The organism is Prosthecobacter sp., from assembly GCF_044378005.1.
GTDB lineage: Bacteria > Verrucomicrobiota > Verrucomicrobiia > Verrucomicrobiales > Verrucomicrobiaceae > Prosthecobacter.
This window is the reverse complement of the sequence record NZ_JBILYB010000053.1, coordinates 23,860-39,925: the sequence shown is the minus strand read 5'-3', so window position 1 is coordinate 39,925 and position 16,066 is coordinate 23,860. Positions and strand designations below refer to the sequence as shown.

Sequence of the window (16,066 nt, the reverse complement as noted above, 5' to 3'; positions counted from 1 at the left end):
GTGAAACACGCGGCGTCCTTGCTCGCCCGCTGCCTGGGGTTTGACGAAGAAGTCGATTTCGAGGGAGCGGGTGACGTCTTTGGGCACGTCGATCGGCCTAGCGTTAAGGGTGATTTGGTTGTCGCCCTTTTTCAGGCCGCCGAGGATGAAGAACTTGAGCGTGTTGTCCCCGGCGTAGTGGTCGAAGCCATTCACCTGGATCTCTGTCTCGTAGCCGACGGACTGCACGGTGCAGCCGGTGATGTAGTCAGGCACTGGGCTTAGTGGTGGTGTGGCTGGTGGTGTGCCTGGCGGGGTGAACTCAGGCAGGTCGAGGAAGTCGGCAGGTTCGTTGCGCAGCAGTTTGGCACGCACCTCGGGCTGGGTGGCGAGCTGCACGAGCTTGTTGCTGTCGAACTTCCAGGCACCGTCCTGGCGGAAGAATTTCAGCACGAGCAGGCTCTCAGGGATCTGCTCTGGATCGCCGCCCATGTTCACTTTGCCAAAGTAGAGCAGGTGTGCGGTATCGCCCACGGCCTGGGCTTCCAGCAGACGAAGCGGCTTGGTGTCTGCGGGAGCGAGCATGGTTTCAAAGACGGACTTCGGAAACGCGAGCCCCTGGCTGATGACGGTGTTCCTGGTGATGACCTGACGATGCATGGTGATCGCCGCCGCCCAGGCACGGGCATCCTGGGCCACCACGGCAGAGCGCCACTGCTCGTAGGCGCGCTCGAGTTTCAGTCGCAGGTCAGGCTCCTGCGCGTGCAGCGGCAGTGAGGTGATCAAGCAAAGCAGGAGAAGGAAAAGGCGGGCTGGCATGGGGAAGGGGATAGTCATGGGAAGGGCTTGGAGCAAGCGGCGGAATTTTACCTCTTGCTCCGTTTCAGCGTGAGGTGCTCGCCGCACTGCATCACATGATGGGGCTGCTGGAGGCGCTGGCAGACGCTGACGAACTCGTCAGGCGTCTCGGTATTGAAGGTGAACATGTCGTAATGGCAAGGCACCACCATTCGCGCGCCACAGGCTTTGGCGAGCGCGGCGGCTTCAGTGCCGTTGAGATTGCCGGAGACACGACGCTCGGGTTTGTTGCCATTGATCGGCAGGAGCATGAGGTCGATCTGGAAGCGCTGGAGCGCTGGCATCAGCTCCTCATGCCAGAGGGTGTCGCCACTGTGATAGATCGTGAAGCCTCCACGCTGGGCGATGAAGCCGAGGTAGTGGCACTGGCCGAACTCATTGCGCTTCAGATCATTGTGGGCGGAGGCGACTCCAGTGATGACCCAGTCGCCATGCCATTGGGTGTTTTCACAGAAGGGCTGGAGCTGAATAGGCGCATCATTGAGGCGTTGTCTGCCCTCTTCTAAAATGGGTGCAGGAAGGAAGAGGGTGAAGTCAGGATTACTCTGCGCTAGCGGCACCAAGGTCTCGGCATCGAGGTGATCCGTGTGGATGTGACTGGCGGTGACGAGGCGGATGTCGGTCAGTCGTTCAGGCGCGATGCAGCGCTCCGTCATGCGGGTGTGCGGCTTGTCCGTGGCGGCATATTTTTTCGTCAGCGAATCCGAGAGGTAGGGATCGAAGAGCAGCGATGAGCCCGCCACCTTGACCAGGAAACCACTCTGCCCGAGCCACCAAACATGGAGATCAGAGTCCTCGCTGCCGACACTGGCGATGTCGGCGAGCAAGGCATCATCTCTCTGGACTGGCTGGATCATCGGGCGGGAGATGGCTGGCCTTCAGACTGGAATTCGCGAACTTAGATCACACGATCATTGCCACCATCGACCGGGATCTGTGCTCCGGTGACTTTGGCGAAGAGCGGCGAGGCCATGGCGCTGACCATGTTGCCGATGTCCTTGGATTTGATCTCCACCTTCATCAGGTTCTTGGTCTTGTATTCCTCGACGGTCATGCCGTAGCGGGTTGCGCTCTTTTGCAGAGCTTCGGGGGTCCAGAGCTTCGTGTCGAAGACGGCGTCGGGATGCACGATGTTGACGCGGATCTTGTGCGGGGCCAGTTCGAGCGCGGCAACGCGACAAAGCTGGGTGAGTGCGGCCTTCGAGCAGGAGTAAGCCGAGGCACCAGGGCCGGGGGCTTTGAAGTTGCGGCTGCCGACGAAGATGATGCTGGCGTCGATGCCCTGCTTTACGAAGGGAATGACCTTGTTCATGAGCTTCTGATGGCTCGTGAGGTTGATCATGATCGTGCGGTCCCAATCGGTCTGGGCCATGGCGTCGAGATGATCATTTTTCGGGAAGATGCCGGCGTTGCTGACGACGATGTCGATGCCGCCGAACTCGCGCACGGTGAAATCGATGGCGTCCTGGACGGGCTGGTCCTCGGTAAGGTTCACGACGATGCCAATGCCGCCGATCTTCTTCATGATGTCGGGGATCTCCTTGTCGATGTCGAGCCCGACGACCTGCGCGCCTTGCTCCGCCAGCGACTCCGCGATGGCAAAGCCGATGCCAGCCGCGCAACCGGTGACGAGCGCCACCTTGCCCTGATGCACCTTACGGGCCGGGCCTTTGCGCAGTTTGGCCTGCTCCAGATCCCAATACTCGATTTCGAAGATGTCCTTCTCCGGCAGCGGTTCCCATCCACCGACGGCTTCACCGAGCTGGACGGTTGCTGCGGTGCTTTCGGCGATGTCGGCGACGATCTTGGCGTCCTTCAAGGTGTCGCCAAAGCTGACGATGCCTTTGCCTGGCCAGATCGCGAAACGCGGGGCCGCATCGAGCATCGTCTGGCCTTTGGCATGACGCTGGAAGTAAGCCGCGTAGTCATCGGCGAACTTCTGCACGCTCGCTTCGAGGTCCTCGCCGATGAATGCAGGCGCACGCTTTGTTCGGATGCTGTGGTCTGGCGTCAAAGGGCCGCGTGTGCCGAAATCGGCGACGTTTGTGATGCCCGCATAGCCGACGGCTTCGGGGGAAGCATTGAGGCGGGCGATCTGCGGGAAGCCACGGGTCTTGGACACGGCCTGACGCAACTTTGCCAAAGCCATGAGGTCTTCACTGGCTTCGGCACTGGCGGACTTGCCACCCTTTTTGGCAAGGTATTCCTCCGCCATCGTGACCATCTCGATGTGCAGTTCGTAACTCTTGCGGGCGTCATCATCGAAGGTGAACAGGCCGTGCTTTAGCAAAACCATGCCCTGGATGCCCTCAGCGCGCAGGTCACGCCCGGCGATAAGCTCGGCGATGGTTTTGGCCAAAATGAAGCCCGGCATGACATAGGGCACGATGATGACACGGCTGCCATACACTTCCTTCACACGGGCTTCGCCATCGGCGGCGCAGGTGAGGGCGGAAATGGCGTTCGCGTGGCTATGATCGACGAATTTGAAGGGCAGGATGGCGTGCAGGATCGCCTCGATGCTCGCGGCAGGCGCGTTCGGATTCGTCATCGCAGCGCGCTGCTGGAGAACCATGTCTTCATCGCTCATAGTCGCGAGTTTGGACATTTTGATCAGGGCCTCCATGCGGACGGGGGAGAAGCCTTCACGCTCGATGGTCGCCAGATCCCAGCCGCTGCCTTTGACATAGCAAAGATCGACGGAATCCCCGAAGTAGTCCTTCTCAGTGACTTTGACCGAGGTATTGCCACCGCCATGAAGGACTAGGGCGGGATTCCGGCCAAGGAGGCGGCTGGTGTAAACGCGCTGACCGAGCAGGTCGGTTCCGAAAGTGGCGGCTTCTGTGTCGTTCCAAAGGCTGTGCATGTGCGGGAGAGTGAGGGGCGCGAAGGGAGCTTCTTTCAATGTCAGGCGCAAGACGGAATCCACCGCCCGGCGAACAAAGCCAGGAAGAGGCTGGAAGGGTTTTTCACAGAAACGAAATTTTATGGAAAGTACGCGCGTATGAGTTCGGGTCATGACCCCCCGTCTTCTCATCACGTCCCTCTTTGCTGCTGCGACACTCTCCTTCGCCGCCTACCCGGAATTTACCGCCACGATCCCGAATGGCGGGCCGCGCGGTGCGGAATGGAAGCTCACCGTCACAGGTAGCCGCCTCGCTGACTTCGAGAGCCTGATGTTCTTTTCCCCCGGCATCACGCAGAAGAGCGTGGAGAAGGTGGAGGCGAACAAAGTGCAACTCACCATCGCCGTCGCCCCTGAGGTGCCTCTGGGAAATCACCTCGTCCGCATCCGCACGAAGTCGGGCATCTCCCACATGCGCCAGTTCTTCGTCGGTCCCTTCACGAATGTGGAAGAAAAGGAGCCGAACAGCGAGATGGATGCCGCCCAAGTGATCCAGTTCAATCAGACCATCGAAGGCGTGGTGCTGAATGAAGATGTCGATTACTACAAAATCACCGCCAAAAAAGGCCAGCGCATCAGTGTCGAGGCTGACGGACTTCGCCTCGGCTACACCACCTTCGATCCTTACATCGCAATCATCGATAAGGACCGCTTCGAGAAGAGCTTCTCCGATGACACCATCCTGCACCGCCAGGACGGGTATTGCTCCTTCGTCGCCGAATACGATGGCGACTACTTCGTGATGATCCGCGAGTCCTCGTATCGTGGCGGCGGCAACAATTACTATCGCCTGCACGTCGGCAGCTATCGCCGCCCGGACGTGGTCTATCCTGCGGGTGGCAAGATTGGCTCGAAGACCAAGGTGCGCTTCATTGAAAAGGACAGTTTCTTTGAAGAAGAAGCCCAGCTTCCCGCCGAGGAAGATCCCGGCTTCAATATTCTCTCCAAGACCCAGGAGCCGGCTCCTTCGGGCAATCCTTTCCGTCTGGTCGGCTATGACAACGTGCTGGAAGTCGAGCCCAATGAAGAGCAGGCCAAGGCCACCGCGTCTCCTACCGGCGAGCCAATCGCCTTGAACGGCATCATCGAGAAGCCCGGCGACGTTGATTACTTCAAGGTGCCCTTCAAAAAAGGTCAGCAAGTCGTCCTGCAAGCCTACGCCCAGAGCCTCGGCTCCCCGCTCGATTCCGTGGTGAATGTGTACAACGACAAAGGCGGCAGCCTCGGCGGTAACGACGATGGCGGTGGCCGCCGCCGTCTCGACAGCAAGCAGACACTCAGCATTCCCGCCGATGGCGACTACTTTGTCCGAGTCACTGACCACCTCGACCGTGGTGGTCCGAATTACGTGTATCGCCTGGAACTCGTCGCCAGCCAGCCCTCTCTCACCTTTGCCTCACCGCATTACACGGTGAACGACTCCCAGTATCGCCAGTTCGTCGCCATCCCACGTGGTGGACGCATGGTATTGCTGCAAAACTTCAGCCGCAGCGCTGTCAGCGGCGACTTCAAATTCGATGCCCCTGGTCTGCCAGCAGGCGTGAAAATGCTCTCCGATCTCGCTCCCAAGGATCAGCCTTCCATGCCGCTCATGTTTGAGGCAGCAGCAGATGCCCCTCTCGGTGGTGCTGTGGTGCCAGTCACGCTCAAGCCCGTCGATCCCGCGCAAAAGATCATCGGCAAGATGCGCCAGGAGTTCGACATCGTCCGCTCTGGCAACGTCGTCTATTATACCGAGTTCGAGGACAAACTGCCCATCGCTGTCGTCGAAGAAGCTCCTTACTCCCTCGAAATCGTCAAGCCCACCGTGCCCCTCGTCGCGAATGGCGTGATGCAGATGAAAGTCACCTGCAAGCGCAAGGAAGGCTTCAAAAACGCCATCCGTATCTTCATGCCATGGAAGCCACCAGGCATCAGCGGCCTCGGCGAGCAAACCATCGCCGAAGGTCAAAACGAATGCACCTTCCAGCTCGACGCGAATGCCAATGTCGGCGTCGGCACTTGGAACTTTGTCGTCATGGGCGAAGTCGATGCAGGCAATGGCCGTGTCTATAACGCCTCCCCCTTCTGCGAGATCAAGACCGACACCGCCTACATGAGTGCTCCAGCCATCGCGCTGACTGCTGTGGAACAGGGTAAGGAAACCATCATGGTCGCCAAGGTCGAGCATCTGAAACCTTTCAATGGCGAAGCCAACGCTCAGCTCGTCGGCGTCCCCGACACCATCCAGATCGAGCCAGCGAAGATCAACAAGGACACCAAAGAGGTCGCCTTTAAGGTCATCACCACTGACAAATCTCCCGTCGGCAAGCAGGGCAACCTCTTCGTTCAGGTCGATGTGCCAGTCGAAGGTGGTACCACGCTTCATCGCATCGCCATCGGCTCCATTCTCCGCATTGATGCTCCGCGCAAAGCCCCAGCCGCCGCGCCGAAGCCCGTCGTTGTCGCCGAAGCCAAGCCCAAAGAAGCTCCGAAGCCAGCCGCTCCGAAGCCACTTTCCCGTCTGGAGCAGCTCCGCCAAGAAGCTGCGGGTGGGAAGTAAGTTAATATGGATGCCTGAAGCTCATCGCACCCAACGACTTTTTTCACATTTGAGATAAACTCCCACGTTCACGCGTAGGTTTCCGCAACGCACAGTTACATTCCCATGACATCCCCCCTCCGTCATACCCTCCTGCTCAGTTCGGCCCTCTTCTCGGTGGCTGGATCTGGCTTTGGTAATCCCGCGTCTGCTGCGGCTCCGGCACCTGCGGCTGTACCACAGGCCGCTGCGCCTGCCCCCGTCGTCGCAGCAGCTCCGGCTGCTCCAACGCATGTGGATTTCTCGAAAGTGCAGGCCGTGCTCGAAGCAAAATGCCTCGAATGCCACAACCCCTCCAAAGTGAAGGGTGAACTCCTCATGGACACTGCCGAGGCCATGCTGAAAGGCGGCGAAGGCGGCCCAGCGCTCGTTCCTGGCAAACCTGACGAAAGCAGCCTCATCAAGCGTATCGTCCTCGCCGCAGATCATGACGACATCATGCCACCCAAAGGCGGGCCGCTCGCGGCGAACGAGGTCGCTTTGCTCAAGCAATGGATCGCTGAAGGTGCTAAGTGGCCCCAAGGTCTTGCGCTGCGATATAAATCACCGGCTGAACAAAAGGCGCTCGCCGCCCTCACAGAGAAGCTGCCTGCGCTCACGAAGGTGGAGATCTTCCCGGATAAATACACGCTCGAAACTCAGCGCGACTCCCACCGCGTGATCGTCATGGCCACCTTCAATGATGCGACGACGCGCGATGTCACCCGCTTCTCAAACCTGCGTATCGCTGATAGCAACATCGCCAAACTCGAAGGTGATGTTTTGAAGCCCGCTGCTGATGCCGGCAGCACCGAGGTCCTTGCTGACATCGGCGGTCAGACCGTGAAGGCCGTCGTCGCCGTCAAGAATGGTAAAAAAGACCGCCCTATCTCCTTCCATCTTGATGTCATGCCCGTCTGGCTGCGCGGTGGTTGTAACCAGGGCGGCTGCCACGGCGCTGCTCGTGGAAAAGATGGCTTCCGCCTCAGCCTCTTCGGCATGGACCCCGATGGTGACTACATCCGCATCACTCGCGAGATGGTCGGCCGTCGTGTGAATCTTGCCATTCCTGAGGAAAGCACGCTCGTCGAGAAAGCCATCGGTGCCGTCCCGCACACTGGCAATCAGTGCTACACCCCCGAGTCGAAGTACAACAAAGACATCCTCGAGTGGATCAGCAACGGCGCGCAGAACGACCAGCCTGGCATCGCCAAAGTCACAGGCATCGAACTTTTCCCGAAACAGGTCGTTCTCGAAGGTGCTGGAAACACGCAGCAGTTCACCGTCCGCGCCACCTACTCTGATGGCACCGACCGCGACGTGACCGACCTCGCGCTCTTCATGTCGAACAACGACCCCACGGCCTCCATCAACAAGGAAGCCCTCGTCACCAGTGGTGATCGTGGCGTTGCCTTCGTGCTCGCCCGCTTCAACGTGTATAGCGTTACTTCCCAGGTGCTCGTCATCCCCGACAAGCTCAAGTATGAGCGTCCGAAACTTGCAGAGACAAACTACATCGACCAGCACGTCGATGAAAACCTCCACAAGCTGCGCATCCTCCCCAGCGGCATCTGCACGGATGAAGAATACGTCCGCCGAGCCTACATCGACGTCATCGGCATGTATCCGCCGCCCGCCGATATCCGCACCTTCCTCGCTGACCAGAATCCGAAGAAACGTGAGGCATTGATCGATACTCTGACTCAGCGCAAAGAGTTCACCGAACTCTGGGTCATGAAGTGGGCTGAGCTGCTGCAGATCCGCTCCGCCATTAATAACAACCAGCCGCCCTTCTACAAAAATGCGCTCCTCTACTACAACTGGATCGCTGACCGCATCGGCAAGAATGTCCCGCTTGATGAGATCGTGAAGGAACTCGTCGCCTCCACGGGTGGCACCGTTTCCAGCCCGGCGGTGAACTTCTACCAGACCGAAATCGATCAGCTCAAGCTTACCGAAAACATCGCCCAGGTCTTTATGGGCATGCGCATTCAGTGCGCCCAGTGCCATAACCATCCCTTCGATCGCTGGACGATGGATGACTACTACGGATTCAAGGCCTTCTTCGCCCAGATCGGCCGCAAGCAGACCGACGACCCGCAGGAAGTCATCATCTACAACAGCAAGGGCGGCGAATCCCGCCACTTCCTCACCCAGGCCGTCATGAAGCCCAAGTTCCTCGGTGGCGAAACCCCAGAGATCAAGCCCGGCGAAGACCGCCGCAAGATCCTCGCTGAGTGGATTGCCTCCCCGCAGAACCCCTTCTTCGCCCGCAACATCTCCAATATCGTCTGGGCTCACTTCTTCGGTGTCGGCATCGTCGATCCTGTCGATGACGTGCGCGTCTCGAATCCTCCGTCGAATCCAGAGCTTCTCACCGCCCTGGCGGCAAACCTCACCGATTACAAATACGACTTCCGCCGCTTCGTGAAGGACATCTGCACCTCCATGACCTACCAGCGCAGTACGAAGGTCAACGAGACCAACGCCAGCGATAAGAAGAACTTCTCCCATGCTCTCGTCCGTCGTGTGCGTGCTGAGATCCTGTTGGATGCCATCTCTCAGATCACCGATACGCCGAACAAGTTCCAGGGCCTCCCCATCGGTGCCCGCGCCGTGCAGATCGCTGATGGTGCTGTGAGCAATTACTTCCTCACCACCTTTGGCCGTGCCAAGCGTGAGTCCGTGTGCTCCTGCGAAGTGAAGATGGAGCCCACGCTTTCCCAAGCTCTCCACCTCATGAATGGCGATGCCGTGAACGACCGAATCAAGCAGGGCAAAGTCGTCGCTACGATGATTGCCGAGAAGAAGACCGACCGCGAGATCGTCGATGACCTCTACCTCCGCGTCTTTGGCCGCCTGCCGAAAGACAAGGAATGGGCCACCATCCAGCAAACGCTCGCCAACGCCGCAGATCAGCGTCAGCCAGCCCTCGAAGACGTCTTCTGGGCGCTCATGAACTCCAAGGAGTTCTACTTCAATCATTGATCGGCTAGGCCATCAGAACTCACTCGAAAGCGGACGGAAACGTCCGCTTTCTTGTTTTTACCCGCGATCTCTCTACAAAGCTTCATGCGCCTCCTCCACACCGCCGACTGGCATCTTGGTGCCCGCCTCATCGAGCGGGATCGCCTGGCTGAGCACGCGGCCTTCGTGGACTGGCTCATCGAAACGCTCCGCACCGAAAAAATCGACGCCCTACTCCTGAGTGGCGATGTCTTCGATGCCGCCAATCCGCCGCAGGAGGCCGTCGCGCTCTACTTCGACTTCCTGAAGCGCCTCGCCGATCTCCAAACGGTCAAAGCCGTCATCACCGGCGGCAATCACGACTCCGCCTCCCACCTCAACGCACCGCGTGATCTACTGCGCCGCTTCGACGTGCATGTGTTCGGCCACGCGGGCGAAAACAACCTTGTCGATCTCGGCGGAGCCGTCGTCGCCGCTGTGCCCTTCCTGCGTGAGCGTGACCTCCGCCAGGCCGCCGTCGGCGAAACGATCACCACCGTACACGAGCAAGTCCGCGCCAGCATCCGCGCCCACTACACCGCGCAGCTCGCTGCCTGCCGCGAAGTCGCGCAGGGGCGCCCCGTCATCGCCATGGGCCACCTCACCGTCCTCGGCGTCACCACCAGCGACAGCGAGCGCGACATCCACATCGGCAACCTCGGCTGCGTCGGCGCGGACATTTTTGACGGCTTCGACTACACCGCCCTCGGCCACCTCCACCGCCCGCAACGTGTCGCCGGGCAAGAAACCATCCGCTACAGCGGCTCGTCCATCCCCCTCAGCTTCTCCGAAGCCGCCGATGCCAAATCCGTCGTCATCATCGACACCCAAGCCGATCACACCGCAGAGATGGGAACGTTGCAGAGTTCAGAATCACAAAACTCATCTCTGCGGTCTTCTAACCTCCGCGGTGTAAAACTTCTTCCCATCCCCAACACCCGTGCCCTCGTCCGCGTGAAAGCAAGCCGCGCCACGCTCGCCGTCGATCTCGCCAACGTGCCCGCCGGAGCCTGGGTCGAGGTCACCGTGAAGCTCGACGCCCCCGAGCCCGATCTCGACCGCCAGGTCCGCGAAGCCGCCGCCGGTCGTTTCGAAATATTAAAGGTTCTCGCCGACCTCCCCGTCTCCGAAACCGCCCCCTGGCAATCCACCGCCCCCACCCTCCACGACCTCCAGCCCCGCGACGTCTTCCGCGAACTCCTCCACGAAAAGCACATCGAAGGCGACGAACTCACCACCGTCTTTGATGAGCTGCTGGCGTTGAGGGAGGTGAAGATGACGGCGTGATTCTTCGCGTCACAACGCCGACCACGTCAGACCCATCGCCTGTGCCAGACGGCTTTGCCTGCCATCGGTGGTGATGAACTCCAGCGCCTGAAGGTCAGCAGCTATCGCGCAGTGAAGGATGTCGAGCGAACGACAACCAATCGACGGCGTGTGAGACATCGAAAGCTGCACCGCAGATTGGAAATGCGTCTGCCAGGCCGAGGCCGGTGCAACGAGCACGCCGGAGACAAGGTCTGCCTGAATCAGTGCGAGTGCGGCGGTTACCTGCTGTTCCGTGGCCTGCTGGTGAAAGCGCTTCTGATTCAGCGCATTGGTCAGCTCCAGTTCATGCAGCGGCGTGTAAAACACCGGCCTGCCAGCCACTCGGCGGACCACCGCCGCACTTTCCGGCTCCGGGTAGTAGAGTTTGACCAGGCAACCGGTGTCCAAGTAGATCATCGCGTTCCGCGCCCCTCCTCCACGAGCGCGCTTAGCGCTGTCCCTTCGGGCTGTTCACCCCAGATGGCCTGGGCACGAGCCAGAAAGTCTGGCGCAGCGGGCGCAGGCGGCAACACTCGGGCGACGGTCTTGTCACGGTCGGTGATCTGCACTTCCTCGCCGTCGGTCACCCAACGAAGGATGTCTGTCCACTGCATGGGAAGCTGCTGAATCGTGGCTGTTTTCATGCCGGAAGAATACGGGCAATGCAAAGTCTGGCAATCTGTCTGTTTCCATCATGAAGCAAACTGGCTAGCATCACCCCACCCATGCGCCATCTTGCCGTCCGACTTCAGAATCTTAACTCGCCCTTCTGATATACGCACCATGACAATCACTCGTGAAAAATGGTCCGCTAAAGCTGCGCTCCTATCCGGCATATCATCGGAGTTTACGTTCAAGTACAGCAAACTCGCCACTTTGAAGCAGGTGAACTGGAGGCAGAAGCAGGTGACACGCCCGATACCTCAAGGAATCAGGAATTTTGCGTGTGCAGTCGCTTCTCGCTTGGAATTGCGTTGGGACCTCATGCCAGAGATCATTTCTCAGTCGACATTCGAAGATGATTTCCCGAGATCAGGAGAATTCGAATTCAACTTCTATGAAACGGATATGAACAAGCTTGATGGGTGGGAGCACTCCTTCACTCACTGGCAAGATTACCGTCCAGCACCGAACCCCTTCGACTTCAGCGAGATTTTCCCCGTATTCGGGATCATGACTGGCGACCTTATTGTGGAACTGATCGGTGAGCGAGAGCGCGGAGCGATCTACTATCTGGATCATGAGTCAGGTGCGGGCGACTGGAGGCGTCTAGCTGAATCCTATGAGGATTTTTTGACCACACTATCCGAGCTTTGGTTCCCTGCGTTCGAATGGTATGGCTCGTTGGACAAGTTTTACGACCCGATCACGAACCGCCTCTCGGCTGAGACGCCCTTTGCTAAGCGGTGGAGTGCGTTCATGGCAGAAATCACCCGCACTATCAGCTAGCCCTCATGCGCCTCCTCGCCGTCCGACTCCAGAATCTCAACTCGCTCAGCGGGGAGCATGTCGTGCGGTTTGATGAGGTGCCGTTGAGTGCGGCGGGGGTGTTTCTCATCACGGGGCCGACGGGGGCGGGGAAATCGACCTTGCTGGATGCGATGACGCTGGCGCTGTATGGCCGGGCGGCGCGTTATGGCAATGACAAGGCGGATGAGATGATGAGCCGGCACACGATGGAGTGTTTTGCCGAAGTGGATTTCGAGACGGGCGGGCGTCGGCTGCGGGCGACGTGGCGGCTGGGGAAGACGAAAACGGGCAATTTGAAGCCGGTGCAGCGCACGCTGGCGGATGCCACCACGGGCGAGATCCTGGCGGACAAAGGTCGCGAGGTGGACCCGATGATCGAATCGCTCACGGGGCTGGATGCGCAGCGCTTTCTGCGGTCCGTGCTGCTGGCGCAGGGCCAGTTCGCGGCGTTTTTGAAGGCGAAGCCGAATGAGCGGGCGGAGTTGCTGGAGAAGATCACGGGCACCGAAATCTACAGCGACCTCTCTGTGCTGGCCTACGAGACGCATCGCCAGAAGGACGAGCTGGTGAAGCAGCTCAAAGCCAGCCTCGGCGCGGTGTCGGTGCTGGATGACGAAGCGCGGACGAAGCTGGAAACAGATCTCACCGAGACTCGCACGACCGCCGAACGTCTCACGACCGAAAGCCAGGCCGCGACGAAGCTCTGGCATGATCAACGCGAGCATGCGGCGATCGTGGCCGAGTTGACGAAGCTGGCCGCGACGGAGCAGCAGCTCCAAACTTCGCAGGCGCAGGCTGCGGCGGAGGTTTTGAAGGTCGAAGCGCTGGCTGAAGAGGCGAAGCAGCAGCGCACGAAACGTGAGCCGGTGTGGGAACAAGCCGCTGGTATGGCGGCGCAGAGCGATCAGCTCGAAAAGCAGCTCGCGGAGAGTCGCGCGACGTATCAAACCTGGGCGAAGGAGCAGAAGGAGGCGGCGTCACGTCGCGAAGCGGCGGAGAAAGCGCTCGCGGCGCACAACGAGGCAGCGCAGACGCTGGAAGCATGGCTGAAGCAAAACGCGGCCGATGCGGAGCTGGCGGAGCGTTTGCCGAAGCTGCGCGTGGCCGTCCGTGAATGGCGCACGGCCTTTGAAAAGCTGGCGGAAGGCCGGAAGCGTCATGCGGAGGCGCAAACGATGCATGTGAAGATCACCGAGGCGGAAACGCAGGCGGCGGCGTTGGCGAAAAAAGCGGCGGAAAGCACCGCGAAGGCCCAAACGGATCGCGCTGAGCTGGAGCGGCTCGCGAGGGCTCTCGAAGCGCAGCGCAAGGTGACGCGGCAGGCGGAGCGGGTGGCGGGTTTTGACGAGCATCGGCATGATTTGAAGCCCGGCGAGCCTTGTCCGCTCTGCGGAGCCAGTGAGCATCCCTTCGCGACGAACGGGGCTAGTTTTGACACGCAGCTTCAGACTGCCCGGAAGCTGCTCATGACCTTGGAGAAGCAGTGCGAGAAGGCGAATCGCGATCTGGCGATGCTGGAGCGTGAGCTGGCGAAGGTGGAGACGGAGATGGGTGCGGAGACGAAGCGGGTGGCGGAGATGCGGAAGGCGCTGGGCGAGATCGTGGTGCCCGATGTGGCTGCGCTGGAGGCCGCGGAAGAGCAGGCGAGACGTAGCACGAGTTTTCTAACTCGTGATGAGGAGGCGGAACGAGTTGGAAAACTCGTTTTACATGTCGAGCGTGAACTCGATGCGCTGGAGAAGCGGGTGGCGACGTTTGCGAAGAAACATCAGGATGCGGCGCAGCAGCGCAGCGAGCGGCAGAAGCTGGAGGGCGAGATCCAGCTCGCGAAGGCGGATGAGTCGGCGAAGACGAAGCGGCTGGAGGAGTTGAAGGCCGAAGGCGTGTCGCTGCGGATGAAGGCGGATGCGTTGAAGGTGCAATTGAGCGAGCTGCTCGGCGGCCAGACACTGGTGGAGGATCGCCAGCAGCATGAGGCGAAGGTTTCGACGGCGGAGAAGGTCCTGCGCGATTCGGAGGCGAAGCTCACGAAGCTGCAAACCGATCTCGCGGCGCTGAAAGCGAAGGTGGAGCAGCTCGAAGCGCGACGGAGGCCTTTGGCGGATCAAAAGGTGTTGAACGCGGAGGCTCTGGCCGAGCTGGAAACGACGGCGAAGGCGCTGCACGAGGCCTTTGCCACGAAGCGCACCGAGGTGGGCTCGTTGGAGCAGCAGGTGAAGAATGATGACGAGGCGCGGAAGCGTCGCGAGGCCGGTGGAGCGGAGTTGCAAGCCGCAGAGGCCGAGGCGCTGAGGTGGGGGCGCTTGAAGGAGCTGATCGGCTCGGCGGATGGTGCGAAGTTCTCGCGCTTTGCGCAGTCGCTCACGCTGCGGCAGCTCATCGGGCTGGCGAACGAGCATCTCAAGGTGCTGGCGGAGCGCTACCGCCTGATGGCCGCGCCGGGCGATGAACTCGATCTTCGCATCGTCGATCTGTATCAGGCGAATGTAGATCGGCCGATGGAGAGCTTGTCAGGCGGCGAAAGCTTCCTCGCGAGTTTGGCACTGGCCTTGGGCCTGAGCGAGCTGGCGAGCCGGCATCATCCGATTGATTCTCTGTTCATTGATGAGGGCTTCGGCACGCTGGACTCGGAGACGCTGGAGGTGGCGCTGAGTGCGTTGGAAAATCTGCGCTCACGCGGGAAGACCATCGGGCTCATCTCGCATGTGGATTTGCTCAAGGAGCGACTTTCCACACAGGTGCGGGTGGTGCGTGGGGCAGGGGGCACAAGCCGGATCGAGGTCGTGGCTTGAGATGCGTATGACTTGGATGCTTTCTTTTTTATGAACGACTCTGAACTCCGATCCATCCTTCTTGCTGGGCAGGTGATCCCGGCTTGCCCTCTGGCTTTGACTTCGTCTCGTCGGCTGGATGAACGCCGCCAGCGGGCGTTGATTCGTTACTACACGGCGGCGGGTTCCGGCGGGGTGGCGGTGGGCGTGCATACGACGCAGTTTGCCATTCGTGAGCCGAGGCATGGGCTCTTCCAGCCTGTGCTCGAACTCGCGGCGGAGGAGCTTCGCGCAGCGGATGTCCGGCATGGGCGGCGACATCTGCGGGTGGGTGGCATTTGCGGTCAAACCGGGCAGGCCGTGGCTGAGGCGGAACTGCTGCGGTCGCTCGGGTATGATGCGGGGTTGCTGAGTCTCGGCGCGCTGCGAGAGGTGACGGAAGATGAGCTGATCCATCATGCTCGTGCGGTGGCGGAGGTGATTCCTGTGGTGGGGTTTTATCTGCAACCGGCAGTCGGCGGACGTGTGCTGCCGTTCTCTTTCTGGCGACGTTTTGCCGAAATTCCGAACGTGGTGGCGATCAAGATGGCGCCCTTCAATCGCTACCAGACGCTGGATGTCATCCGCGCGGTGGCCGAGGCCGGGCGGGAGGACATCGCGCTCTACACGGGCAATGACGACAACATCGTGCTCGACCTGCTCACGCCGCATCGGTTTGCCGGCCAGGAGAAAAGGATCGTCGGTGGGCTGCTGGGGCATTGGTCGGTCTGGACTCGGCGGGCAGTGGAGTTGCATGAGCAGTGCTGCAAGCTCAGTCAAAGCGGGCAGCCGATTCCGGCGGAGATGCTGCGGCTGGCCATTGAGGTTACGGACAGCAACGCGGCCTTCTTTGATGCGGCGAATGGCTTCGCGGGCTGCATCGCCGGACTGCACGTGGTGTTGCGGCGGCAGGGTCTCTTGGAAGGGCTGTGGTGCCTGGACGAGCACGAAATGCTGAGCGCTGGGCAGTTGGCCGAGATCGACCGTGTCTATGCGGCCTATCCACACCTGAATGACGATGCCTTCGTGGCCGGAAATCGGGACGAATGGCTGGCGTAAATCGGGGTTTCTAGCTCGTTCGCACCGCGTCCGGTACGCTTCAAGGAGGGCAGGGGAGGCAGAATCGGCCCTGAATTTGCCAAACTCCGCTGCTTGCCAAACGAAAGGCCA

The 16,066-nt window shown here is 60.2% G+C and carries 11 protein-coding genes; 6 read left to right on the top strand and 5 right to left on the bottom strand.

All coding sequences use genetic code 11. The features are described 5' to 3' along the window. The 3 genes from AC6FTP_RS12405 to AC6FTP_RS12395 all read right to left on the bottom strand — a co-directional run. Positions 1 to 798, bottom strand: a 798-nt coding sequence (locus AC6FTP_RS12405) for a hypothetical protein (protein WP_497207236.1), incomplete at its 3' end; no start/stop codon positions are given. A 47-nt stretch (positions 799 to 845) separates the two neighbouring features. Continuing rightward, the gene (locus AC6FTP_RS12400; RefSeq protein WP_497207235.1) at positions 846 to 1,694 is read right to left on the bottom strand and encodes an MBL fold metallo-hydrolase; all 849 of its coding nucleotides are present in this window, start codon (positions 1,692 to 1,694) and stop codon (positions 846 to 848) included. Positions 1,695 to 1,735: 41 nt separating this feature from the next. After that, on the bottom strand, positions 1,736 to 3,703 hold the full coding sequence (locus AC6FTP_RS12395) for a bifunctional aldolase/short-chain dehydrogenase (protein ID WP_497207234.1): 1,968 nt from the start codon (positions 3,701 to 3,703) through the stop codon (positions 1,736 to 1,738). Between the two features lie 151 nt (positions 3,704 to 3,854). Here AC6FTP_RS12395 and AC6FTP_RS12390 point away from each other — a divergent pair, with 151 nt between their 5' ends. The 3 genes from AC6FTP_RS12390 to AC6FTP_RS12380 all read left to right on the top strand — a co-directional run bounded on the left by AC6FTP_RS12390 (position 3,855) and on the right by AC6FTP_RS12380 (position 10,595). After that, positions 3,855 to 6,284 carry a PPC domain-containing protein gene (locus tag AC6FTP_RS12390; RefSeq protein ID WP_497207233.1) on the top strand — a complete coding sequence of 810 codons (2,430 nt, stop codon included), beginning with the start codon at positions 3,855 to 3,857 and terminating at the stop codon, positions 6,282 to 6,284. A gap of 105 nt (positions 6,285 to 6,389) precedes the next feature. Next, positions 6,390 to 9,290 carry a DUF1549 domain-containing protein gene (locus AC6FTP_RS12385; protein WP_497207232.1) on the top strand — a complete coding sequence of 967 codons (2,901 nt, stop codon included), beginning with the start codon at positions 6,390 to 6,392 and terminating at the stop codon, positions 9,288 to 9,290. Positions 9,291 to 9,374: 84 nt separating this feature from the next. Beyond that, positions 9,375 to 10,595 (top strand): exonuclease SbcCD subunit D C-terminal domain-containing protein, encoded by a 1,221-nt coding sequence (locus AC6FTP_RS12380; RefSeq protein WP_497207231.1) that lies wholly within the window; start codon positions 9,375 to 9,377, stop codon positions 10,593 to 10,595. A gap of 9 nt (positions 10,596 to 10,604) precedes the next feature. Here the strand turns inward: AC6FTP_RS12380 and AC6FTP_RS12375 are convergent, their stop codons facing one another. Further along, complete coding sequence (locus tag AC6FTP_RS12375) at positions 10,605 to 11,033, bottom strand: type II toxin-antitoxin system VapC family toxin (protein ID WP_497207230.1); 429 nt, start codon at positions 11,031 to 11,033, stop codon at positions 10,605 to 10,607. Continuing rightward, positions 11,030 to 11,260, bottom strand: a complete 231-nt coding sequence (locus tag AC6FTP_RS12370) for a type II toxin-antitoxin system Phd/YefM family antitoxin (RefSeq protein ID WP_497207229.1) — start codon at positions 11,258 to 11,260, stop codon at positions 11,030 to 11,032. Before AC6FTP_RS12370 ends, AC6FTP_RS12375 begins: the two co-directional genes overlap by 4 nt. 139 nt (positions 11,261 to 11,399) lie before the next feature. Between AC6FTP_RS12370 and AC6FTP_RS12365 the strand changes: the two genes are divergently transcribed. From AC6FTP_RS12365 to AC6FTP_RS12355, 3 genes are read left to right on the top strand one after another with little or no spacing between them, the layout of a single operon-like run. Continuing rightward, on the top strand, positions 11,400 to 12,065 hold the full coding sequence (locus AC6FTP_RS12365) for a hypothetical protein (protein ID WP_497207228.1): 666 nt from the start codon (positions 11,400 to 11,402) through the stop codon (positions 12,063 to 12,065). Between the two features lie 5 nt (positions 12,066 to 12,070). Next, the gene (locus tag AC6FTP_RS12360) at positions 12,071 to 14,878 is read left to right on the top strand and encodes an AAA family ATPase (RefSeq protein WP_497207227.1); all 2,808 of its coding nucleotides are present in this window, start codon (positions 12,071 to 12,073) and stop codon (positions 14,876 to 14,878) included. A 30-nt stretch (positions 14,879 to 14,908) separates the two neighbouring features. Further along, positions 14,909 to 15,955, top strand: a complete 1,047-nt coding sequence (locus AC6FTP_RS12355; RefSeq protein WP_497207226.1) for a dihydrodipicolinate synthase family protein — start codon at positions 14,909 to 14,911, stop codon at positions 15,953 to 15,955. Positions 15,956 to 16,066: the final 111 nt, after the last annotated feature.

What these genes read in the sequence shown, in the direction of transcription:
- AC6FTP_RS12400 (WP_497207235.1), bottom strand. Translation starts at nt 1,694, where the DNA reads ATGATCCAGCCAGTCCAGAGAGATGATGCCTTGCTCGCCGACATCGCC.
- AC6FTP_RS12395 (WP_497207234.1), bottom strand. Translation starts at nt 3,703, where the DNA reads ATGCACAGCCTTTGGAACGACACAGAAGCCGCCACTTTCGGAACCGAC.
- AC6FTP_RS12390 (WP_497207233.1), top strand. Translation starts at nt 3,855, where the DNA reads ATGACCCCCCGTCTTCTCATCACGTCCCTCTTTGCTGCTGCGACACTC.
- AC6FTP_RS12385 (WP_497207232.1), top strand. Translation starts at nt 6,390, where the DNA reads ATGACATCCCCCCTCCGTCATACCCTCCTGCTCAGTTCGGCCCTCTTC.
- AC6FTP_RS12380 (WP_497207231.1), top strand. Translation starts at nt 9,375, where the DNA reads ATGCGCCTCCTCCACACCGCCGACTGGCATCTTGGTGCCCGCCTCATC.
- AC6FTP_RS12375 (WP_497207230.1), bottom strand. Translation starts at nt 11,033, where the DNA reads ATGATCTACTTGGACACCGGTTGCCTGGTCAAACTCTACTACCCGGAG.
- AC6FTP_RS12370 (WP_497207229.1), bottom strand. Translation starts at nt 11,260, where the DNA reads ATGAAAACAGCCACGATTCAGCAGCTTCCCATGCAGTGGACAGACATC.
- AC6FTP_RS12365 (WP_497207228.1), top strand. Translation starts at nt 11,400, where the DNA reads ATGACAATCACTCGTGAAAAATGGTCCGCTAAAGCTGCGCTCCTATCC.
- AC6FTP_RS12360 (WP_497207227.1), top strand. Translation starts at nt 12,071, where the DNA reads ATGCGCCTCCTCGCCGTCCGACTCCAGAATCTCAACTCGCTCAGCGGG.
- AC6FTP_RS12355 (WP_497207226.1), top strand. Translation starts at nt 14,909, where the DNA reads ATGAACGACTCTGAACTCCGATCCATCCTTCTTGCTGGGCAGGTGATC.